Origin of the sequence: Microbacterium sp. OVT16B (assembly GCF_019969705.1) — a bacterium.
In the GTDB taxonomy this organism is placed as follows: domain Bacteria; phylum Actinomycetota; class Actinomycetes; order Actinomycetales; family Microbacteriaceae; genus Microbacterium; species Microbacterium natoriense.
In genome coordinates this window covers 1759771-1779979 of record NZ_JAHXZA010000001.1, presented here as the reverse complement: position 1 = coordinate 1779979, position 20209 = coordinate 1759771, and the positions used below count along the sequence as shown (strand labels likewise).

The 20209-nt window shown below is 68.9% G+C and carries 23 protein-coding genes; 5 read left to right on the top strand and 18 right to left on the bottom strand.

All coding sequences use genetic code 11. The features are described 5' to 3' along the window. The first annotated feature begins 13 nt into the window (after nt 1–13). A complete protein-coding gene (locus tag LC438_RS08410; protein WP_105672969.1) occupies nt 14–508 on the top strand; it encodes a glutathione peroxidase in 495 nt (164 codons plus the stop codon). On the opposite strand, the gene LC438_RS08405 is transcribed toward LC438_RS08410, so the two are convergent. Then, entirely contained in the window at nt 505–1191 is a 687-nt protein-coding gene (locus tag LC438_RS08405) for a DsbA family protein (RefSeq protein ID WP_223586321.1), read from the bottom strand. The genes LC438_RS08410 and LC438_RS08405 overlap by 4 nt on opposite strands. Before the next feature lie 52 nt (nt 1192–1243). Here LC438_RS08405 and LC438_RS08400 point away from each other — a divergent pair, with 52 nt between their 5' ends. Further along, complete coding sequence (locus LC438_RS08400) at nt 1244–1804, top strand: AAA family ATPase (protein WP_105672967.1); 561 nt, start codon at nt 1244–1246, stop codon at nt 1802–1804. Here the strand turns inward: LC438_RS08400 and LC438_RS08395 are convergent. Together LC438_RS08395 and recO are read right to left on the bottom strand one after the other, a co-directional pair. Beyond that, complete coding sequence (locus LC438_RS08395) at nt 1795–2595, bottom strand: isoprenyl transferase (RefSeq protein WP_105672966.1); 801 nt, start codon at nt 2593–2595, stop codon at nt 1795–1797. The genes LC438_RS08400 and LC438_RS08395 overlap by 10 nt on opposite strands. After that, nucleotides 2592–3335: a DNA repair protein RecO gene (gene recO, locus LC438_RS08390; RefSeq protein WP_105672965.1), complete on the bottom strand. Its 744-nt coding sequence runs from the start codon at nt 3333–3335 to the stop codon at nt 2592–2594. Before recO ends, LC438_RS08395 begins: the two co-directional genes overlap by 4 nt. 34 nt (nt 3336–3369) lie before the next feature. On the opposite strand from recO, the gene LC438_RS08385 reads away from it, so the two are divergent. Next, nucleotides 3370–4071 carry a trimeric intracellular cation channel family protein gene (locus tag LC438_RS08385; protein WP_105672964.1) on the top strand — a complete coding sequence of 234 codons (702 nt, stop codon included), beginning with the start codon at nt 3370–3372 and terminating at the stop codon, nt 4069–4071. A 171-nt stretch (nt 4072–4242) separates the two neighbouring features. On the opposite strand, the gene leuA is transcribed toward LC438_RS08385, so the two are convergent. Next, nucleotides 4243–5997 (bottom strand): 2-isopropylmalate synthase, encoded by a 1755-nt coding sequence (leuA, locus tag LC438_RS08380; protein ID WP_105672963.1) that lies wholly within the window; start codon nt 5995–5997, stop codon nt 4243–4245. Nucleotides 5998–6190: 193 nt separating this feature from the next. Between leuA and LC438_RS08375 the strand changes: the two genes are divergently transcribed. Then, entirely contained in the window at nt 6191–6838 is a 648-nt protein-coding gene (locus tag LC438_RS08375; RefSeq protein ID WP_223586320.1) for a hypothetical protein, read from the top strand. Here the strand turns inward: LC438_RS08375 and LC438_RS08370 are convergent. The 12 genes from LC438_RS08370 to hrcA form a co-directional block, all read right to left on the bottom strand. Next, a complete protein-coding gene (locus LC438_RS08370; RefSeq protein ID WP_223586319.1) occupies nt 6835–7770 on the bottom strand; it encodes an NADP-dependent oxidoreductase in 936 nt (311 codons plus the stop codon). The two genes, LC438_RS08375 and LC438_RS08370, sit on opposite strands and share 4 nt — an antisense overlap. A 2-nt stretch (nt 7771–7772) precedes the next feature. Next, nucleotides 7773–8174 (bottom strand): hypothetical protein, encoded by a 402-nt coding sequence (locus LC438_RS08365; protein ID WP_223586318.1) that lies wholly within the window; start codon nt 8172–8174, stop codon nt 7773–7775. 68 nt (nt 8175–8242) lie between these two features. Then, entirely contained in the window at nt 8243–9232 is a 990-nt protein-coding gene (locus tag LC438_RS08360) for a hypothetical protein (RefSeq protein WP_223586317.1), read from the bottom strand. After that, nucleotides 9232–9747: a sigma-70 family RNA polymerase sigma factor gene (locus tag LC438_RS08355; protein WP_105672959.1), complete on the bottom strand. Its 516-nt coding sequence runs from the start codon at nt 9745–9747 to the stop codon at nt 9232–9234. Before LC438_RS08355 ends, LC438_RS08360 begins: the two co-directional genes overlap by 1 nt. 48 nt (nt 9748–9795) lie before the next feature. After that, nucleotides 9796–10692: a GTPase Era gene (gene era, locus LC438_RS08350; protein WP_223586316.1), complete on the bottom strand. Its 897-nt coding sequence runs from the start codon at nt 10690–10692 to the stop codon at nt 9796–9798. Continuing rightward, nucleotides 10685–11968: a hemolysin family protein gene (locus LC438_RS08345; RefSeq protein ID WP_105672957.1), complete on the bottom strand. Its 1284-nt coding sequence runs from the start codon at nt 11966–11968 to the stop codon at nt 10685–10687. Before LC438_RS08345 ends, era begins: the two co-directional genes overlap by 8 nt. Beyond that, nucleotides 11965–12423, bottom strand: a complete 459-nt coding sequence (gene ybeY / locus LC438_RS08340) for an rRNA maturation RNase YbeY (RefSeq protein ID WP_105672956.1) — start codon at nt 12421–12423, stop codon at nt 11965–11967. The genes LC438_RS08345 and ybeY overlap by 4 nt, the downstream gene beginning before the upstream one ends. Then, on the bottom strand, nt 12420–13445 hold the full coding sequence (locus LC438_RS08335) for a PhoH family protein (RefSeq protein ID WP_223587460.1): 1026 nt from the start codon (nt 13443–13445) through the stop codon (nt 12420–12422). The genes ybeY and LC438_RS08335 overlap by 4 nt, the downstream gene beginning before the upstream one ends. Nucleotides 13446–13509: 64 nt before the next feature. Then, a complete protein-coding gene (locus LC438_RS08330) occupies nt 13510–13857 on the bottom strand; it encodes an HIT domain-containing protein (protein WP_105672954.1) in 348 nt (115 codons plus the stop codon). 24 nt (nt 13858–13881) lie between these two features. Beyond that, on the bottom strand, nt 13882–14610 hold the full coding sequence (locus LC438_RS08325; protein WP_223586315.1) for a 16S rRNA (uracil(1498)-N(3))-methyltransferase: 729 nt from the start codon (nt 14608–14610) through the stop codon (nt 13882–13884). 3 nt (nt 14611–14613) lie between these two features. Next, nucleotides 14614–15729 (bottom strand): molecular chaperone DnaJ, encoded by a 1116-nt coding sequence (dnaJ, locus tag LC438_RS08320; protein ID WP_105672952.1) that lies wholly within the window; start codon nt 15727–15729, stop codon nt 14614–14616. 38 nt (nt 15730–15767) lie between these two features. Beyond that, nucleotides 15768–16796: a heat-inducible transcriptional repressor HrcA gene (gene hrcA, locus LC438_RS08315; protein WP_105672951.1), complete on the bottom strand. Its 1029-nt coding sequence runs from the start codon at nt 16794–16796 to the stop codon at nt 15768–15770. 70 nt (nt 16797–16866) lie between these two features. Between hrcA and LC438_RS08310 the strand changes: the two genes are divergently transcribed. Further along, nucleotides 16867–18288 carry a carboxylesterase/lipase family protein gene (locus LC438_RS08310; protein WP_223586314.1) on the top strand — a complete coding sequence of 474 codons (1422 nt, stop codon included), beginning with the start codon at nt 16867–16869 and terminating at the stop codon, nt 18286–18288. Here the strand turns inward: LC438_RS08310 and hemW are convergent. Together hemW and LC438_RS08300 are read right to left on the bottom strand one after the other, a co-directional pair. Next, complete coding sequence (gene hemW, locus LC438_RS08305; RefSeq protein ID WP_223586313.1) at nt 18278–19495, bottom strand: radical SAM family heme chaperone HemW; 1218 nt, start codon at nt 19493–19495, stop codon at nt 18278–18280. The two genes, LC438_RS08310 and hemW, sit on opposite strands and share 11 nt — an antisense overlap. Next, nucleotides 19495–20148, bottom strand: a complete 654-nt coding sequence (locus tag LC438_RS08300) for a DUF1990 family protein (protein WP_105673095.1) — start codon at nt 20146–20148, stop codon at nt 19495–19497. Before LC438_RS08300 ends, hemW begins: the two co-directional genes overlap by 1 nt. Nucleotides 20149–20209 lie beyond the last annotated feature (61 nt).

The following is a 20209-nucleotide window of genomic DNA, read 5'->3' as shown; positions in this document are numbered from 1 at the left end:
CTAAGCTGTGGATATGACCGATTCCGCAGTGCGCAGCATCCCCTTCGTCGACGCTCAGGGAGCGGAGAAGACGCTCGACGATCTCGGCGCCGACGTCGTCCTCGTGGTGAACGTGGCGTCCAAGTGCGGCCTCACGCCGCAGTACGAGCAGCTCGAAGAACTCCAGCGCCTCTACGGCGACCGCGGATTCAGCGTCGTCGGCTTCCCGTGCAACCAGTTCTTCGGCCAGGAGCCGGGGTCGGTCGATCAGATCCTCGAGTTCTGCTCCACGACGTACGGCGTCACCTTCCCCATCGCCGACAAGGTCAAGGTCAACGGCAAGAACGCCGCCGACCTCTACAAGGAGCTCAAAGAGACGCCCGATGCCGGCGGAAAAGCCGGCCGCGTCGAGTGGAACTTCGAGAAGTTCCTCGTGCTGCCGGACGGATCCGTGCAGCGCTTCCGCCCGAAGCAGAAGCCCGATGACCCCGCCATCGTCGGGGCCATCGAGGCGGCGCTGACCCGCTAGACCGCGGCGGGCTCCGACTCGTCTTCGCCGCGCTTCGCCCACAGGTCGCGGAGCACGTTCTCGAAGGCGGCAGGCGGCTGCGCTCCGGAGATGCCGTACTGGCCGTCGATCACGAAGAACGGCACGCCCTGGATGCCGTAGGCCTGCGCCTGCGCCTGATCCTGCCGAACCGCGGGGAGGTACTGCGCGGACTCGAGCACCTGACGAGTGGCGTCGGCGTCCAGACCGACCTCGACGGCGAGCTCGACGAGATCGTCGACCCGTCCGACGTGCTTGCCCTCGGTGAAGTACGCCGACATCAGTCGCTCCTCCATCTCGTGCTGGAGGCCCTCCGCCTTCGCATGGTGCAGCAGCTCGTGCGCCTTCACCGTGTTCGTGTGCTGCAGCAGATCGAAGCGGTACTCGAGTCCGGCGTTCTGCGCGACACCGGTGACATGGGAGAGCATCTGCTCGACCTGTGCGCGCGGCATCCCCTTGTGGCCGGCGAGGAAGTCGATCTCGTCGCCGTGGAAGTCGACCGGGGTGTCGGGAGACAGCTCGAAGGAGTGGAACGTGATGTTCACCTGCGGGGCGTCCTCGTCACCGGCGACGGCTTCGAGGCCCTTCTCGAGATTGCGCTTGCCGATGTAGCACCACGGGCAGGCGATGTCGGACCAGATGTCGATCGAGATGGGTTCAGTCACATCCCTATCCAACCGCATGCACCAATGGGCTATTCCGGATTAGGATTCTCGGATGCTCTCCGCCGATGATCCTCTGCCGTTCCGACCGGAGCGGATCCTCATCGCCGGCGTCTCAGGGTCGGGCAAGACGACCCTCGCCGCACGCATCGGCGCCGCCTGGGATCTGCGCCACATCGAGATCGATGCGCTGTTCCACGGACCGGAGTGGACACCGCGGCCGTCGTTCCTCGACGACGTGCGGACGTTCGCTGCCGAAGAGCGCTGGATCACCGAGTGGCAGTACACCAGCAAGGGCACGGATGAGATCATGACGCCGCGCGCGCAGCTCGCGCTCTGGCTCGACTACCCGTACCGCGTCGTGCGCTCGCGGCTGATCAGACGCACCCTCGCGCGCGGCGTGCTCCGGCGCGAGCTCTGGAACGGCAATCGCGAGAAGGGGCCGTGGAACATGCTGAACCGCGACCCCGAGGAGAACATCCTCGCCTGGCAGACGAAGACCCTCCGACACTGGGCCGAGCGCATGCCCGGGATCGAGGAGCGATTCCCCCACCTGACGATCGTGCGGCTGCGGCATCCGCGCGAGGCCGAGCGCTGGATGCGCTCTCAGGCCTGATCGGGAGTGTCGATCGCTCCGCCGAACCTCCGGTCGCGCGACAGGTAGATGCCGATCGCGCGCCAGAGCTCTTCGCGGGAGAAGTCGGGCCACAGGGTGTCGAGGAAGACCATCTCGGCGTACGCGGACTCCCAGAGCAGGAAGTTCGACGTGCGCTGCTCCCCCGAGCTCCGCAGGAACAGGTCGACATCGGGCATGTCGGGGACGTACAGGTGCCTGCGGATCATCTTCTCGCTGATCGCGTTCGGCTTGACCCGCCCTGCGGCGACCTCTGCCGCGATGGAGCGCATCGCATCGACGATCTCGACGCGCCCGCCGTAGTTCACGCACATGGTCAGCGTCAGGGTGTCGTTGCCCCGGGTGAGCTGCTCGGCGTACTGGAGCTCCTTGATGACGCTGCCCCACAGCCGCGGCTTGCGACCGGCCCAGCGCACCCGCACGCCCCATTCGTTGAGCTGGTCGCGGCGCCGGTGCAGCACGTCGCGGTTGTATCCCATGAGGAAGCGCACCTCTTCGGGAGAGCGCGCCCAGTTCTCGGTGGAGAAGGCGTAGACCGAGAGGTGCTTCACGCCTGCCTGGATGGCGCCGGCCACGACGTCGAGCAGGACCTCCTCACCGGCCTTGTGCCCTTCGATGCGGTTCAGGCCGCGGCGGTTGGCCCAGCGGCCGTTGCCGTCCATGACGATCGCCACATGAGCGGGGACCGCCGGGAAGGCGGGCGGGTGCACCCCGGTCCAGTCGAGCGGGCGGTACGCCACGGCATCCTTGTGGGTGAATGGCTTCGGGCTCACCGTGCTCCTTCTCGGGGGGCGTCGATCACGTGCGCGAGCGAGCGGATGCCGCGCTCGAGGTGCCATTGGGCGTAGGCGGCGATCAATCCGGAAGCCGCGGAGGTCTCGACCGGCGATGCCGCATCGATGAGCTCCCACTCCCCTGCCATCAGCGACCGCAGGAGGGAGAGCGTGCGCTCGGCGATCCGAGGGCTGCCCGCCGGAGCGTCGTTCGTGCACACCGACCCGCCGAGCTGCCCGACGAAGTGCGTGTGCGGACCGGGATCGCCGCATCTGGCGCAGTCCCCCAGCGACGGAGCCCAGCCGGACAGTGCCATCACCCGCAGCAGATAGGAGTCCAGGATGCTGCGCGGTGCATGCTCGCCCCGTGAGAGGGCGCGGAGTCCTCCGACGAGCAGGAGGTACTGCTCGGGCGTCGCCTCCGAGTCGCTCAGCCTGTCGGCGGTCTCGACCATCGCGTTGGCCGACGTGAACCGGTCGTAGTGCGCGGCGATATCGGCTCCGTACGCCCCGAGCGACTCGGCCTGCTGCACGATGTCGAGAGAGCGTCCCTGGTAGAGCTGCACATCGGCGACCATGAACGGCTCCAGGCGGGAGCCGAACTTCGACGACGTGCGCCTGACCCCCTTGGCCACGGCGCGGATCTTGCCGTGGCGCCGCGAGAGCATGGTGACGATGCGGTCCGCCTCACCCAGCTTGTGGGTGCGCAGGATCACCGCTTCGTCTCGGTAGGTCGGCACGGTTCGATTATCCTCCGTGCGCGACAATGGACGGGTGACCGAACCGCTCTTCACCATTCCGCTGTGGGCGGACCTCCTCGGCGTCGGCCTCGGCGGCGTGCAGGGGGCGATGTTCGCCTCAGGCTTCCAGGGTCAGCGCCGACTCGACTGGCTGGGCGTCGCGATCATCGGCATCATGATCGGCATGGGCGGCGGCCTCATCCGCGACATCCTGCTCGGTCAGCCGCCCGCGACGCTGCACGACAACTGGTATCTGGTCACGGCGACGGGCGCCTCCCTGTTCGGGATGCTCCTCGCCGGGGTCTTCAACCGCATCAACACCGTGATCGTCGTGCTCGACGCAGTGGTCATCGGCATGTTCGGCGCCTTCGGCACGAGCAAGGCCATCGCCTTCGGCATCCCCCCGGTGCCCGCGGTCTTCATCGGCGTGTGCGCGGCGGTCGGTGGAGGCGTGCTCCGCGACATGCTGATGGGACTGCCGACCGCGATCATGCACGTCGGCTCTCTCTACGCGGTCGCGGCCGGCGCCGGCTGCACGTTCATCGTCGTCGCGAACCTGTTCCACATGCCGATCACGCTCGCCGCGATCATCGGCATCATCGTGACGGCGGTGATCCGCATCCTCGCGGTGAGCTTCGACGTGTCCCTGCCGGAGCAGCGCCGCCTGTACCGCCGCAAGGTCGCCGCAGAGACCGGCATGATCCCGATCATCAAGCCCTCGGACACCGGGCGCTGACACGTCGGTCGATGTTCCTCCGGGCGACGTACGATCACCCCCGGGTCGTCGAGCGAGGGAGCGCAGCGACCGAGACGAAACGCGTCATCCGACGTTCGACGTCAGTTGACGCGTTTCGTCTCGCTTCGCTCGCTCGACGACCAGATGGTGAGGCCGCTCGCCCGGTGGCTGTCAGACCGCGGCGAGCTCTGCGGCGCGGGTCCGGATCGATCGGTTCACGCCCGACACGATCGCCTTGAGCGATGCCGTCGAGATGTCTCCGTCGATGCCCACGCCCCACAGGCGCTGGTCGCCGACCTGCAGCTCGACGTACGCCGCGGCCTGCGCGTCGCCGCCGGCGCTGAGAGCGTGCTCGACGTAGTCGTAGACGGTGATGTCGAAGCCCTGTGCGCGCAGCACCTCGACGAAGGCGGCGACGGGGCCGTTGCCGCTGCCGGAGATCGCGAGCTCCTGCTCGTCGTCTCGGAGCACGACGTCGAGGACCACCTCGCCCGACATGTCGCTGCGGGTCTGAGTGGCGAGCAGCTCGAAGCGGCCCCACTTGGCGGCGGCATCGGCCGCGGGAAGGTACTCGTCGTTGAAGATCGACCAGATCTGCTCGCTGGTGACCTCGCCGCCCTCGGCATCCGTCTTGGCCTGCACGACGCCGGAGAACTCGATCTGCAGCTTGCGCGGCAGATCGATCGCGTGATCAGCCTTCAGCAGGTAGGCGACGCCGCCCTTGCCGGACTGCGAGTTGACGCGGATGACCGCCTCGTACGACCGGCCGAGGTCCTTCGGGTCGACAGGCAGGTACGGCACGGCCCACTCGATGTCGTCGACCGTGACGCCACGGGACTCCGCCGTCGCGGCCATCGCCTCGAAGCCCTTCTTGATCGCGTCCTGGTGCGATCCGCTGAACGCGGTGAAGACCAGGTCTCCCGCCCAGGGGCTGCGCTCGGGCACCGGCAGCTGGTTGCAGTACTCGACCGTGCGCTTGACCTGGTCGATGTCGCTGAAGTCGATCTGCGGGTCGATGCCCTGCGTGAACAGGTTGATCCCCAGCGCGACGATGTCGACGTTGCCCGTGCGCTCGCCGTTGCCGAACAGGCATCCCTCGATGCGATCCGCGCCGGCCATGTAGCCCAGCTCGGCGGCGGCGATCGCGGTGCCGCGGTCGTTGTGCGGGTGCAGCGACAGGATGACGTTCTCGCGGTGGGCGAGGTGGCGACTCATCCACTCGATCGAGTCGGCGTACACGTTCGGCGTGGCCATCTCGACGGTGGCGGGGAGGTTGATGATGACCTTGCGGTCAGGCGTCGGCTCGAAGATCTCGATCACCTGGTTGCACACGTCCACCGCGAACTCGAGCTCGGTGCCGGTGTAGCTCTCGGGCGAGTACTCGTAGTAGACCTGGGTGTCGGGGATGGTCTTCTCGAACTTCCGGCACAGGCGAGCGCCTTCGAGGGCGATGTCGATGATGCCCTGCTTGTCGGTGCGGAAGACGACCTCGCGCTGCAGCACGCTCGTGGAGTTGTAGAGGTGCACGATCGCCTGCTTGGCCCCGGCGATGGACTCGTAGGTGCGCTCGATGAGGTGCTCTCGTGCCTGGGTCAGCACCTGGATGGTCACGTCATCGGGGATCAGGTTCTCCTCGATGAGCTGACGCACGAAGTCGAAGTCGGTCTGGCTGGCCGAAGGGAAGCCGACTTCGATCTCCTTGTAGCCCATGCTCACGAGCAGCTCGAACATGACGCGCTTGCGCTCGGGCGACATCGGGTCGATGAGAGCCTGGTTGCCATCGCGGAGATCGACGGCGCACCAGCGGGGAGCCTCGGTGATCCGGGCGTCCGGCCAGGTGCGGTCGGGAAGGTCGACGACGATCTGCTCGTGGAACGGCCGGTACTTGTGGATCGGCATCCCGGACGGGCGCTGGGTGTTCTTCATGATGGGCTTCTTCTCTTCGTCAGAATGTACGGGCCAACACAAGCGCCGCGACGAGGAAGGCCCTAGCTCTTAGGACTCGTCGCGGCAGCTAAGAAGAAGCAGACCGCCGAAAGGCATGCGGCCATGGTAGCAGGGATACCGATGCGCTTCGACTCGCTCTGAGACGATCCGTGCTGCGGCGACACTGTCGAGTATGAGCACATCGCAGAGTCGCCCGCTCCTCGCCGCCGCATCCGTCGCCTGCCTCCTCGCGCTGACCGCATGCGCGTCCGGCCCGGCAGGATCCCCGGCGCCCACGAGCACCACGGTCCCCTCCGATCAGCGCCTGGAGGCGGTGCACCCCGCGCCGCCGCAGGGCCGGGTCATCGGGACGGGCACGGTGATCGACAAGGGCGGCGACGTGCAGTTGTGCCTGGGCGCCGTCATGGAGTCGTATCCCCCGCAGTGCCAGGGTCTCCCCGTCGACGGGTGGACCTGGGAGGGTGTGGACGGCAGCGAGACGTCGGGAGACGTCACCTGGGGCACCTACGCCGTGTACGGCACGTACGACGGCGAGAGGTACACCATCACCGATCCGCCGATCATGCTCGCGCTCTACGATCCGATCCGTCCGGAGGACCCGTCGGGTGGAGTGGACGGCACCACCTCTGCGGCCGATCTCACGCGCATCCAGGACGACGTCGCCGCACGTCTCGGCTCGACAGCGCTGACCGCGTCGAGTGATCGAGGCTACGTCTGGGTGCAGGTCGTCTGGGATGACGGCAGCATCCAGGACGCCGCGGACGCCGAGTTCGGCGACGACGTCGTGTTCGTCACGTCGGCGCTTCGCGAGATCGACTAGGGGATCAGCGCGATCGCTCCGCCGGGATGGCCTCCGGCGAGCACGCGCAGCGCCTCCGGCGCCTCGGAGAGCGGGAAGGTCATCGCCACCGGCACGACGAGATCGCCGTTCTGCGCCAGCGCGACCAGCTCACCCCTGATCTCGTCTCTGAAACGCGCGCTGTCCGGCTGGGAGCCGGCGATCCAGCGGATGCCGTCGGCCTCCGCACGATGAGCCGCGGCGATCGTCACGATGCGCGTCCGATCGGCGACGAGGGCGAGGGACACGTCGATCGCCTCGTCCGTGCCGACGGCGTCCAGCGCCGCGTCGACCGGGCCGTCTGCCAGCTCGCGCACACGGGTCTCGAGGCCGGGACCGTACGCGACGGGAACTCCGCCGAAACGACGGACGACCTCGGCACGGGCAGCGCTCGCCGTGCCGATCACGCGGATGCCGCGCAGCGCGGCCAGCTGGAGCACGGCGACCCCGACCGCGCCCGAGGCGCCGTGCAGCAGGATGGTCTCCCCGGGCGAGGCTCCGGTCACGAACAGCATCTCCGCCGCCGTGGTCCCCGTGAGGAACAGGTTCGACGCCGCCGCATGATCGAGCGTCGTCGGCTTAGCGAACGCCTTCTCGGCGGGGATGGTGATCTCGTCGGCGTAACCGCCGCGCACGCGGAAAGCGATCACCTGATCTCCCGGGTGCGCCTCGCCAGAGCCGATCCTCGTGTCCGGTCCGATGGCGACGATCTCGCCGGAGATCTCGTAGCCGATCGGCACGGGGAGAGAGACGCCGGTGCGGGGCACGGCGACGTGCTTGGCATCCGCGGGGTTCACTCCCGCGGCGCGGACACGGACCGTGATCTCCCCTTCGCCGGGAAGCGCCGGCTCGTACTCTTCGAAGGACCACGAGTCGGGCGTGCCCCACTCGGTCGCCACCCAATGGCGCGCCATTTTCAGAAGACGCAGCGGATGTTGGTGGTGGTGCCGCCCACATTCGTCCAGCTGCCCGCGTTCGCGGTCGCGAGCACGGTGGTCACGTTGCGCGCCTGCGCATATCCGGAGGCACGATTGTTGTCCATCGACCGCACCGTCCAGTCCCCGGGAACCGCGAGCACCCCGCACCCCGAGTAGCTCAGAAACGCTCCGGAGAGAGACGGCAGCTTGTACACGCAGATGAGGCCCGAAGCGCAGGACCCCGAAGCGGTCCTCGCACTCAGGTCTCCTGCGGTCGGAACAGTGAGCGCCATGCCGAGTTCCGGCCATTCCGCATGGGTCGCATCGACCAGGACTCCACCGGGCACGTCTTCGAGCATCTGCACGACCAGCGGATCGACCTCTTCCGGAGACTCTGCCATCGCAGGGCCTGCCCCTGCAACGACGAACAGCGTCCCGAGCGCGACAGATGCCGCATAACGTCGCATCCTCATCGGACGGCCACCTCACCGATATCCAGAACCCAATAGGAGAGCACCGCGCCCGCGGGGAGCAGGTCGTCCGCAACCAGGACCGTCCGCTCGAGACCGATGATCCTTCCCGTCTCTGTGGAGATGAGCAGCACGTCACTCGCCGCGCCGCTGTCGGTGGGGACGCGTATTCCCGAGACCGAACGACCGAGTCGATCGGTCGAGGTGCCGAGCGCGGTCGAACCGGTGGCGTCTGCGAGTATCCCGAGCAGCTGGGACTCCTGGGCGTTCGTCAGGGTCCACTGCTGGAGCAATGATTCGATCGCTTGGAGAACCTGGGACGCTGAGGGATCCTTCGGCATTCCGAACGCTGCGAGTGCGGCTTCGATCTCCTCCTTGCTCGTCCCTGGCGGTGCGGTCACAGGTGTCGTGAAGTCACCCGGAGCCATCACGAGCTCCCGCGTGATCTTGCCGCTGCTGACCACTTCGATTCCCGCGTTCGCGGCGGCGTCAGACGGATCATAGGGTTCACCCTCGACGTATGTCACCAGACCCGAGCCATCGGCCTCCCACCGCAGCACGGTGAGCTGCGGGACGACTTTCGCCGCACCTGTATCGCCGTTGATGTTGAACGACCAATTGGCCGAACGCACGGTACGCGCCGGTTCGGCTGGTCCGGAGCTGGCGGCCAGCGCCGCCTGCGCGTTCTGAATCGTCTCCGTCACAGTCGTAGAGCCCTCGAACTGCAACGGGGACGGCGTCCCCGCGACGGCAGCGCCCCCGGAGCCGACGACGCTGACGCCGATCGCGACGGCAGCAGCCGCTGCGACGAGACTGGACCCCCAGCCGACGACGCGGTTGCGGGTGCGATGCGGGTGCGGGTCGGTCGCCATGATGCGGTCGAGCATCGCGAGAGCCTCAGCGTCGGGCTTGGCGTCGATCGGAGTGCGCGCGCGATCACCGGCTGCGTAGAGCAGCCGATCCAGCTCCTCATCGGTCAGCTGTGGCATCAGTCCGTCCCCTCCAGGCCCAAGCCGCGACGCAGTTTCCGGTGCGCGCGACGCTTCGTCCGTTCCGCACAGGCACGAGAAACACCCATCGACTCGGCGATATCCCCCACCGCGAGTCCGTCCCAGTACGTGAACATGATGATACGCCTCTCCCGCACGCTGAGGCCAGAGAGCGCTCTCAGGATCTCGGCGTGACTCGCCGGGCACTCCGATCCTGATTCCCCCGCGACCCCCGCGTGCACGGCTTCGGTGACGGCCGGGCGGTCGGCGGTGCGCCCCAGACGGTGCCGCAGTGAGCGGTCCGCCTCGCGGAGCAGCCACACGCGGCCCAGCGGTCGATTCGGCTTCAGCCTCGTCCAGGCGTTGAAGAACACGACCGAGACGAGCTCCGTGACCTCGGCGTCGTCGTCGATCACGCACTCGATGTGATGTCTGACGGCCGCCCAGTTCTCGTCGAAGACGCGGGAGAAGACCTCATTGCGCAGCGAGTTCGGGTCTTCGCTGCCGGCGCTCATGCCGGCGAGGGAGGCGGGTCGTCCGCCCGGGGTAGACGCGCGCGCATCTCAGAAGCCGAGTCTGCCGAGCTGCTTGGGGTCACGCTGCCATTCCTTCGCGACCTTGACGTGCAGACCGAGGAACACGCGGGCTCCGAGGAGCTCCTCGATACCGCCGCGGGCGCGGGCGCCGACGTCCCGAAGACGCGACCCCTTGTGCCCGATGATGATGGCCTTCTGACTGTCGCGCTCCACGACGATCGACGCGTGCACGTCCGTCAGGCTGCCGTCCTCGCGCGGCGCGATGTCGTCGACGACCACCGCGATCGAGTGCGGGAGCTCATCCCTGACGCCGTCGAGAGCGGCTTCGCGGATGATCTCCGCGATCCGATCCTCCTCGGATTCGTCGGTGGTGATGCCTTCCGGATACAGCGCAGGGCCCTTCGGCAGCAGCCGGATGATCTCGTCGGAGAGGACCTCGAGCTGATCGCGGGTGAGCGCCGACAGCGGGATCACGGCCGCCCAGTCCTCACGCAGCGCGTCGACCTCGATCAGGCGCTCGGTGATCTCTTCTCGCCCCGCGGCATCCGTCTTGGTGACGATCGCGATCTTCTTCGCGCGCGGATACCCGTCGAGGGACGCGGCGATGCGGCGGTCGCCGGGTCCGACCTTCTCCGTCGCGGGCACGCAGAACCCGATGACGTCGACATCTCCGAGAACCTGCTCGACGAGGTCGTTCAGTCGTTCGCCGAGGAGCGTGCGCGGCTTGTGGATGCCGGGGGTGTCCACGATCACGAGCTGGCCGTCAGGACGGTTCACGATGCCGCGGATCGCGCGGCGCGTCGTCTGGGGCTTGTCGCTGATGATCGCGATCTTCTCGCCCACCAGGGCGTTGGTCAGCGTGGACTTGCCCACGTTGGGGCGCCCGACGAAGGTCACGAAGCCGCTTCTGGTCTTCTCAGTCATCTTCCGTGTCTCCTTCATGGGCCGCGTCCTGCGCCCGTTCGACGAACACCGTCGCGATGCCGCGCCCTCGCCCGCGAGAGGCCCCGCCGGTCAGCACGACGCCGTCGACCGTCGCCGTGGCCCCCGGCTGGGGAACCTGTCCGAGAGCCTTGCCGAGCAGTCCGCCGATCGAGTCGACGTCTTCATCCTCGAGTTCGAGTCCGAAGAGATCGCCGACGTCCTCCAACGAGAGCCGGGCGCTCACGCGGTATCTGCCTTCGCCGAGATCGACGACTTCGGCCGACACCTGATCGTACTCGTCCGAGATCTCGCCGACGAGCTCCTCGATGAGATCCTCCAGCGTCACCAGCCCCGAGATGCCGCCGTGCTCGTCGATCACCAGGCACACGTGCACCGCGTCTCGCTTCATCTGCTGCAGCAGCGTCTCCGCGCGCATGGACTCGGGGACGAAGGTCGCCGGCCGGGAGATGGGCCGGATGGGAGCCGTCCGCCAGGCGTTCTCGTCACGGAACGCGAACTGCACGAGGTCCTTGAGATAGAGCACGCCGACGACGTCGTCCGCCTCGTCGTCGACGACGGGCATGCGCGAGACGCCGCGGTGCAGGAACAGCGCCATGGCTTCACTCGTGGTCGCCGTCGCATCCACCGTCACCATCTCGGTGCGCGGCACCATGACCGCGCGCACGAACTGGTCGGTGAAGTCGAACACGGAGTGGATGAGATCGCGGTCGTCCGCCTCGATGAGGTCGTTCGATGCCGCCTCGTCCACCATGCTCAGCAGCTGCTCCTCCGAGCTGAATGTGCTGCGTCCCGCCCCGGGGGTGACGCGGTTGCCGAGCACGACGAGGCCCTGCGCGAGCGGTCCGAGGATGATCCGCACTCCGCGCACGACGGGAGCGCACGCACGGAGCATCGCGTCGGCGTGATGCCTGCCGAACGTACGCGGACTCGCGCCGACCAGCACGAACGTGATGCCCGTCATCAGCACGGCGGCGGCCAGCATCGCCCACCAGATGTTGTCGAAGAGGCTGGAGAAGGCGACCGTCACGAGGACCGCGGCCGTCGTCTCCGCGAGCACGCGGATGAACGCCACCGCGTTGACGTGCGCATCGGGGTCGGCGGCGATGCGGGACAGCTGCCCCGCATTGCGTCCCTCGGCGCCCATCTCCTCGAGGTCGGCGCGCGAGGTCACCGCGAAAGCCGCATCGATAGCGGCCATGAGACCGCCGAACGCGACGAGCAGCACCGCCCCCGCGAGGAGGAAGGCCGCGGTCATCGTCGGCGTTCAGAGGCCGCGAAGCCCTGGATGAGCTCCTTCTGAAGACCGAACATCTCGCGCTCGTCATCGGGCTCGGCGTGGTCGAAGCCCAGCAGGTGGAGCAGCCCGTGCGTGGTCAGCAGGATGAGCTCGTCCATCAGCGTGTGGCCGGCCGCCTGCGCCTGCGTCTCCGCGACCTGCGGGCACAGCACGATGTCGCCGAGGAGCCCGGGGGCCGTCGGGCGGTCCTCCGTGCCGGGGCGCAGCTCGTCCATCGGGAAGCTGAGCACGTCGGTCGGGCCGGGCTCGTCCATCCACTGGACGTGCAGCGCCTCCATGGCGCCCTCGTCCACGAGGACGATGGCCACCTCGGCGTCGGCGCTGACATGCAGCTGCGCGAGGTTGAAGTCCGTCAGCCGCTGCAGCACGGTCTCGTCGACGTCGATCGCCGACTCGTTGTTGATCTCGATCATGAGAGTCCTCGTTTCGGCATCCGGTCGCGTGGTCCTGGTCGCTGGGCGCCGCGTCGATCGGCGCGATTGGCGAACTCCGCCGCCTGCTCGCGCTCGAACCGCTGCGCCGTGCGCTTCTCGTCATACTCGCTGTAGGCGTCGACGATGCGCCCGACGAGCGAGTGGCGCACCACGTCATCGCTGGTGAGGCGGGCGAAGTGGATGTCGTCGATGTCGCTCAGCACGCGCGTCACTGTCCGCAGCCCCGAAGCTCCCTGCGGGAGGTCGATCTGGGTGATGTCGCCGGTGACGACCATCTTCGTGCCGAACCCCAACCGGGTGAGGAACATCTTCATCTGCTCCGGGGTGGTGTTCTGCGCCTCGTCGAGCACCACGAACGAGTCGTTGAGGGTGCGACCGCGCATGTAGGCGAGCGGGGCGACCTCGATCGTGCCGGTCGCCATCAGACGCGGGACGATCTCGGGGTCCATCATCTCGTTGAGCGCGTCGTACAGCGGTCGCAGATACGGATCGATCTTGTCGTTGAGGGTGCCGGGCAGGAAGCCCAGACGCTCCCCCGCCTCGACGGCCGGACGCGTGAGGATGATCCGGGTGACCTCCTTGCGCTGCAGCGCCTGGACGGCCTTCGCCATCGCGAGGTAGGTCTTGCCGGTACCGGCCGGACCGATGCCGAACACGATCGTGCTCTCGTCGATCGCGTCGACGTACTCCTTCTGACCGAGCGTCTTCGGACGGATCACCTTGCCGCGGGTGGAGAGGATCGCCTCGCCGAGCACCTCGCTCGGACGCGGGCCGCCGTCCTGACGCAGCATCCTGGCGGAGCTCGAGACGTCGCTCGGAGCGAGGTCGTGGCCGCGTCTGGTCATCGTGAGCAGCTCGTCGACGAGACGCTTGGCGTCGGCGACGGCATCGGCGTCTCCCGACAGCGTGATCTCGTTGCCGCGGACGAGCACCTGCACCTGCGGATGCTCCTTCTCCAGCATCCGCAGCAGCCGGTCCTGCGGCCCCAGCAGCTGCACCATGGCGACGCCGTCTGCGTAAATCTTCTCGACGGCGCTGCCGCGGTCGGGAGCGGAATCGAAATCGTCAGAAGCCAACGAGCTTGCTCTCCTCGATGTTGCCGAGCACATGGGCGTGCACGTGGAAGACGGACTGGCCGGCGCTCGCGCCGTTGTTGAAGATCAGGCGGTACTCGCCGTTCGCGTGCTCCTCCGCGAGCCGCCTCGCCGCGGCCACGATGTCCGCGAGGAGCGCGGGGTCGCCTGCGGCGAGCTCCGTGACGTCGCGGTACTCCTCGGTCTTCGGGATGACGAGGGCGTGCAGCGGCGCCTGCGGGTTGATGTCTCGGATCGCGAAGACCCGATCGGTCTCCAGCAGGATCTCCCCGGGGATGTCGCCGGTGAGGATGCGGGTGAAGATCGAGGGCTCGCTCATGCTCTCAGTCTACTGAGGGGACGCTCACCAGCGGCCGAGCGCCACCGACAGCACCGCGATCGCGGCCGGACCGGCCGTGGACGTGCGCAGCACCGTGTCGCCGAGCAGCACGCGCTCGGCACCCGCCGCGACGAGACGGTCCAGCTCCTCGGGGGCGATGCCGCCCTCGGGGCCGACGACGAGGATCAGGTCGCGACCGTCCGGTTCCCGCTCGGAGAGCCTGATGGTCGCCGTCGGGTCGAGCAGGAGCATCCGCGCATCCGCCGCGCGTTGCGCGAGCTGTCCCGTCGTGAGAGGCTCCGAGACCTCGGGGATCCAGGGCCGATGCGCCTGCTTCGCGGCCTCGCGCACGATCGTCGCCCAGCGCTCGCGCCCCTTGACGGCCTTGGGCCCGTCCCAGCGCGACACGCTGCGGCTCGCCTGCCACGGGACGATCTCGTCGACGCCGAGCTCGCAGGCCGCCTGGACGGCGAGTTCATCCCGATCGCCCTTGGCCAGTGCCTGAACGAGGACGATGCGGGGCGTCGGCGCGTCGTGGATCGCACGGTCGGACACGCGCACGTCCACCCGGGTCGGAGAGACCTCCTCGGCGACACCGGTGAGCCAGACGCCTGCACCGTCGCCGATCGTCACGGATTCGCCCACACGCAGTCTGCGGACGACCGCCGCGTGCTTCGCCTCCGCGCCGGTGAGCGACACGAGGTCACCGACCGCGGCATCGGTCGACGTCTCGACCAGGAAGTGCAGCGCCATGGCTCAGTGCGAGCGGAAGCGGTCGCGGAGCTTGGAGAACAGCCCCTGCTGGAACTGGGCGAGCTGCGGTCCCGGCGACTTCGCCTTCTTCGCGAAGTCCTCGATGAGCGCGCGCTGTGCGGAGTCGAGCTTGGTGGGCGTGACCACCTGCACGCCGACCCTGAGGTCACCACGCTGGGATCCCCGCAGCGGGGTGATGCCGCGGCCCTTGATCGTCAGGACGTCACCCGACTGGATGCCGGAGCGGATCTCCAGGTCGACCTCGCCGTCGAGCCCCTGGATCTTCGTGTCCGTTCCGAGGATCGCGTCGGTCATGGAGACCTCGAGCGTGGCGAGGAGGTCGTCGCCGTCACGGCTGAACGCCGCGTGCGGGCTCACCGTGACCTCGACGTACAGGTCGCCGTTGGGGCCTCCGGCCTTGCCCACCTCGCCGGAGCCCGGCAGCTGCAGTCGCAGCCCGGTCTCCACACCGGCGGGGATGTCGAGGGACACCGTACGACGCGACCGCACGCGCCCCTGACCAGCGCAGGTTCCGCACGGGTACGGGATCGTCGTGCCGTAGCCCTCGCAGGTGCCGCACGGCTGCGAGGTGATGACGTTGCCGAGAAGGCTGCGGACCTGACGCTGCACGTGGCCGGAGCCGCCGCAGATGTCGCAGGTGACGGGCGACGTGCCCTCCTGGCAGCAGGATCCCTGACACGTCTCGCACAGCACCGCCGTGTCGACCTCGATGTCGCGGTGCGCGCCGAACACCACGTCGCCGAGCTCGAGGGTCACACGCACGAGCGCGTCCTGGCCGCGCTCGCGCCGTGACCGCGGACGAGCGCCGCGCCCGCCGCCCTGCGCGGCGCCGAAGAAGGTCTCGAAGATGTCGCCGAAGCCTCCGAACCCGCCGAAGTTGCCTGCGGCGCCGTCTCCGCCGCCCATGTCGTACCGGCGTCGCGACTCGTCGTCGCTGAGCACGTCGTACGCGTGCGTGACGAGCTTGAAGCGCTCCGCCGCCTCCTCGCCCGGGTTCACATCCGGGTGCAGCTGACGCGCGAGGCGTCGATACGCCTTCTTGATCTCGTCGGTGGACGCCTCTCGGGATACCCCGAGAACCTCATAGTGATCCGCCACGATGGCCCTTCTCCGTGTGTGTTCGTTCGGCGGCCGCCTCAGCGGCTCGCCTCGTCTTCGTCGAGCATCCGCGACAGGTAGCGGGCCACGGCCCGCGCCGCCGCGAGGTTGCTCGGATAGTCCATGCGGGTCGGGCCCATGACGCCGACGCGCGCGGTGCCGCTCGGTGCGGCGTAGTTGCTGGCGACGATCGACGCCTCGCCAAGACCGAACGGAGCGTTCTCCGTGCCGATGCTCGCGGCGAGCCCGTGCACGTCGGTCTCCATCTCGCTCATCAGCCGCAGCAGCGTCACCTGCTCCTCGATCGCCTCGAGGAGAGGATGGATGCTGCCGCGGAAGTCCTGTTCGCGCCGGGCCAGCGTCGCGGCCCCCGCCATGACGAGGCGCTCCTGGCGGAACTCGCCCAGCTCGTCGATGATGACGGTCGCGAGGGCGCGCAGCGCGGCATCCGTCGTCGTGTCATCGGCGAGCAGGGTCTGCAGGCGCTCAGCGGCGTCGCTCACCGCACGGCCCGTGATCAGCGCGGACAGCCGCGCCCGCAGCACCGCCACATCGGCCTCGTCGAGCTCGATCGGGAGCGGGGTCATGCGCTGTGAGACGCCGCCGGCGTCGGTGACGAGCACGACGAGCATCCGGCTCGGCGCGAGCGCGACGAGCTCCAGGTGGGTCAGATGCGCGCGTGCGAACGACGGATACTGCGCCAGGGCGACCTGCCCCGTGAGCTGCGTGAGCACACGGACGGTGCGCGCCATCAGGTCGTCGAGATCGGCGGGGTCCGCGAGGAAGGACTCGATCGCACTTCTCTGAGCCACGGTGAGCGGCCGCAGTTGAGCCAGGTGGTTCACGAAGACGCGATACCCCTTGTCGGTCGGCACGCGCCCCGAGGAGGTGTGCGGAGCGGCGATCAGCTCCTCGTCCTCGAGCAGCGCCATGTCGTTCCGGATGGTGGCCGCGGAGACGCCGAAGGAGTACCGGTCGACGATCGTGCGGCTGCCGACGGGTTCGTGCGTCTCGACGTAGTCCTGCACGATCGCGCGCAGCACCTGCAGGCCTCGCTCTGTGACCATCTCACCCTCCCGCCTGGCACTCGGACCTATAGAGTGCCAATCCTATCGCGTGCACCTTAGGATGGCGCTCATGACCACGCCGTCCACCGCTTCCGTCAGCACCGGGGTCCTCCGAGGAACCGTCGAGGACGGCGTCCGTCGCTTCCTCGGCATCCCGTACGCCGCGCCGCCGTTCGGGGACAACCGGTTCCGCGCGCCACAGCCCGCTCCCGCGTGGACGGGCGAGCGCGACGCCGTGTCCTTCGGCCCCACGTCTCCCCAGCTCCCCTACTCCGGCGCGACCGGCGAGCTGCTGGGTTCGGTGCGTATCGACGGCGAAGACATCCTCACCGTCAACGTCTGGTCCCCGGTCGACGCCTCGGACGCGCCCGTGCTGCTGTGGATCCACGGCGGCGCCCTCGAACGCGGCACCGCCGCGCTCTCGATCTACGACGGCACGGGGTTCGCACGCGCCGGCATCGTCTTCGCCTCGATCAACTACCGCCTGGGCTCGGAGGGCTTCTCCGTGCTCGAGGACGCACCGCGCAACCTCGGCCTGCGCGACGCCGCGGCCGCCCTCGACTGGGTCCACCGCGAGATCGCGGCGTTCGGCGGCGACCCCGCGCGCGTCACGGTGATGGGCGAATCGGCGGGCGGCGCGATCATCGCCGGTCTCCTGGCCCGTCCGGAGTCGCGTGCGCTGATCGCTCAGGCGATCATCGAGTCCGGTCCTCTGGAGGCGCAGACACCGGAGAAGGCCGGGCGCGTCACCGCGCAGCTGGCGAAGCGGCTCGGCATCCGCGCCGATCGGGAGTCCTTCGCCGGCGTCGACCCCGACCAGCTCCTGCAGGCCCGTCGCGAGCAGGCGGCAGGCTCCTCACCCCTCGGGGGCGCGCCGGGATTCCAGTTCTCGATCGACCCCGACAGCCTCCCCCGGTCTCCCCACGAGGTGCTCGGCGAGATCGACACCCCGCTGCTCATCGGCAGCAACACCGACGAGTACCGGCTGTGGTTCCCCCCGGAGGCGCTCGCCGGCATCAGCAGGGCGAAGCTGCTGATCGCGCGTCTCGCGCTGCGCATCCCCGGCCGTGCGGTGGCCGCGTACCGCGCCGACTTCCCTTCGGCGTCGACCGGGGAGATCTTCGGACAGCTCGCGACCGATGTCATGCTCCGCGCTCCGCTCAGCCGCGTCGCGGCAGCGCGCCCCGCGGACACCCACGTCTACGAGTTCGCCTGGCCCAGCCCCGTGCGCGATCTCCGCGCCGCGCACGCGCTCGAGCTCGGCTTCGTGTTCGACCGGCTCGACGACCCCGAGACGCAGCGCATGGCGGGGACCGACGCTCCGCGCGAGCTCGCCGCCGACATGCACCGCGCGTGGGTCTCCTTCGTCACCACCGGCGACCCCGGATGGCCCGCTTTCGGCTCCGAGCGCAGGACGCGCCTGTTCGATGCCGTGACCACCACGGTGCCCCAGCGACGCACGATCGGCATGGATCTGCTCCCTAGTCGGTGAGCTCCCTGACGACCGCGTCGGCCAGCAGCCGGCCGCGGAGCGTCAGCCGAACGCGGCCGCGAACGGCGGAGGCAGGATCCACCAGACCGTCGGCGATCAGGCCGGCGACGCGGGCTCGGTTCCCTGCAGGCAGGTCCGCCACGGCGATGCCCTCGGCGAGACGGCTCAGCAGCAGCACCCGCTCCAGCATCCGCGATTCCTCATCAGGGCGCTCGGTTCCGGCAGCCGGGGACTCGGATGCCGCGAGCCGCTGCGCATATGCGGCCGGGTGCTTCACGTTCCACCAGCGCAGGCCCGCGACGTGACTGTGCGCCCCGGGGCCGAAGCCCCACCAGTCGCTCCCCCGCCAGTACGCGAGGTTGTGACGCGAACGCTGATCCGCGGAGCGCGCCCAGTTGCTGACCTCGTACCACTCGAAACCGGCGGCGGCGAGCCGCGAGTCGGCGAGCTCGTACATGTCGGCCTGGAGATCGTCGTCGGGTGTCGGCACCTCGCCGCGGCGGATCTGCCTGGCCAGCTTCGTGCCGTCCTCGATGATCAGCGCGTACGCGGAGATGTGGTCCGACTCGAGGTCGAGTGCGGCGTCGAGAGAGGCTTCCCAATCGGACAGAGACTCCCCCGGCGCACCGTAGATGAGGTCGACGCTGACCGCGAGACCGGCGCCCTTCGCCGCCTCGACGGCGGTGCGGACGTTCTCCGGCCGGTGCGTGCGATCCAGCGCAGCGAGCACGTGCGGCACGGCGGACTGCATGCCGATGGAGAGCCTGGTGACCCCGGCATCGGCGAGAGTCCTGGCGACCTCGGGGGTCACCGTGTCGGGGTTCGCCTCGACCGTCACCTCCGCGCCGTCGGCGAGCCCGAAGGCCGACACCGCCGCATCCAGCATCCGCGCGAGGTCGCCGGCGGGCAGCAGCGTGGGCGTGCCGCCTCCGAAGAACACCGTGTCCATCGGCCGGAGCGCTCCGGCGTCCGACAGCACATGACGGGCGAGGGAGATCTCCGCGGCGAGGGTGTCGGCGTAGTCCTCCTGCTTCGCGCCGCGCAGCTCGCCCGAGGTGTAGGTGTTGAAGTCGCAGTACCCGCACCGTACACGGCAGAACGGGATGTGCAGGTACGCCGAGAACGGCACGGAGGGATCGACGGAGAGATCGGCGGGGAGCCCGCCGTCCGCCGGGGCCGGATCGCCGAGGGGAAGAGGACCCGCCATCAGACGGGGGTCGCGTAGAGCGGGGAGATCGCCCGCAGGTACCGGGCGAACAGCTCTTTCCTGCGCCGCTTCACGAGCGCGGGAACCATCCGGTACAGCATCGCGTTCGGCGCGTCGAAGGCGCGGACGGTGAACCACACCTCGTCGTTGTCCTCGCGCCAGTCGATGTCGAACGACTCCTCGCCGCTCACGACCGATCCTCCGACCGTGCCGAGCACGAAGCCGATGCGGCGCTTCTCCTCCGTCACGGAGATCACCCGCAGCTCGGCATCGGCGCTCATGCCTGCCACATGGCCGTGCAGCTTCAGGGTCATTCCCGGGCCGACGAAGGGCGTGCCCTCCGCGTCGAAGCGCTGCTCGATGTCGTGCTTGCTGGGCGCGATGGGGTTTCCTTCGGCGTCGAAGCTCACTCCGGCGTACGCGGGACCGGGGGCCGGGCGCACGTCTTGGATGCCGAGCCCTGCGGCTCGCTGCGCCGTCCACGACAGCAGGGACTCCCCTGCGGTCTGGAACCGCTCGGAGCCGCTGCCGATCCGCCAGGACTGCTCCGCCGGGATGCTGCGCTCCGGCGGGTACTGCATCAGATCCGGGGCGTGGGTGGCACCCACGGCCGCATAGTCAACCGTGTCGTCTCGGAAAGTCCCGCGCCGCATGATCTCCACCCTACTTCGGCTTGCCTGAGCGATCACCCCCACGCGCCGCGGGCACCCAGAA

Excerpts from the sequence above, each read along its gene's own strand:
- hrcA (WP_105672951.1), bottom strand. The coding sequence starts at position 16,796 with ATGGTCACAGAGCGAGGCCTGCAGGTGCTGCGCGCGATCGTGCAGGAC.
- LC438_RS08365 (WP_223586318.1), bottom strand. The coding sequence starts at position 8,174 with ATGGCAGAGTCTCCGGAAGAGGTCGATCCGCTGGTCGTGCAGATGCTC.
- LC438_RS08335 (WP_223587460.1), bottom strand. The coding sequence starts at position 13,445 with ATGGTGCAGCTGCTGGGGCCGCAGGACCGGCTGCTGCGGATGCTGGAG.
- LC438_RS08300 (WP_105673095.1), bottom strand. The coding sequence starts at position 20,148 with ATGCGGCGCGGGACTTTCCGAGACGACACGGTTGACTATGCGGCCGTG.
- LC438_RS08345 (WP_105672957.1), bottom strand. The coding sequence starts at position 11,968 with ATGACCGCGGCCTTCCTCCTCGCGGGGGCGGTGCTGCTCGTCGCGTTC.
- LC438_RS08330 (WP_105672954.1), bottom strand. The coding sequence starts at position 13,857 with ATGAGCGAGCCCTCGATCTTCACCCGCATCCTCACCGGCGACATCCCC.
- leuA (WP_105672963.1), bottom strand. The coding sequence starts at position 5,997 with ATGAAGAACACCCAGCGCCCGTCCGGGATGCCGATCCACAAGTACCGG.
- LC438_RS08375 (WP_223586320.1), top strand. The coding sequence starts at position 6,191 with ATGAGCACATCGCAGAGTCGCCCGCTCCTCGCCGCCGCATCCGTCGCC.
- LC438_RS08410 (WP_105672969.1), top strand. The coding sequence starts at position 14 with ATGACCGATTCCGCAGTGCGCAGCATCCCCTTCGTCGACGCTCAGGGA.
- LC438_RS08310 (WP_223586314.1), top strand. The coding sequence starts at position 16,867 with ATGACCACGCCGTCCACCGCTTCCGTCAGCACCGGGGTCCTCCGAGGA.
- LC438_RS08400 (WP_105672967.1), top strand. The coding sequence starts at position 1,244 with ATGCTCTCCGCCGATGATCCTCTGCCGTTCCGACCGGAGCGGATCCTC.
- ybeY (WP_105672956.1), bottom strand. The coding sequence starts at position 12,423 with ATGATCGAGATCAACAACGAGTCGGCGATCGACGTCGACGAGACCGTG.
- hemW (WP_223586313.1), bottom strand. The coding sequence starts at position 19,495 with ATGGCGGGTCCTCTTCCCCTCGGCGATCCGGCCCCGGCGGACGGCGGG.
- era (WP_223586316.1), bottom strand. The coding sequence starts at position 10,692 with ATGACTGAGAAGACCAGAAGCGGCTTCGTGACCTTCGTCGGGCGCCCC.
- LC438_RS08370 (WP_223586319.1), bottom strand. The coding sequence starts at position 7,770 with ATGGCGCGCCATTGGGTGGCGACCGAGTGGGGCACGCCCGACTCGTGG.
- LC438_RS08355 (WP_105672959.1), bottom strand. The coding sequence starts at position 9,747 with ATGAGCGCCGGCAGCGAAGACCCGAACTCGCTGCGCAATGAGGTCTTC.
- LC438_RS08360 (WP_223586317.1), bottom strand. The coding sequence starts at position 9,232 with ATGCCACAGCTGACCGATGAGGAGCTGGATCGGCTGCTCTACGCAGCC.
- LC438_RS08325 (WP_223586315.1), bottom strand. The coding sequence starts at position 14,610 with ATGGCGCTGCACTTCCTGGTCGAGACGTCGACCGATGCCGCGGTCGGT.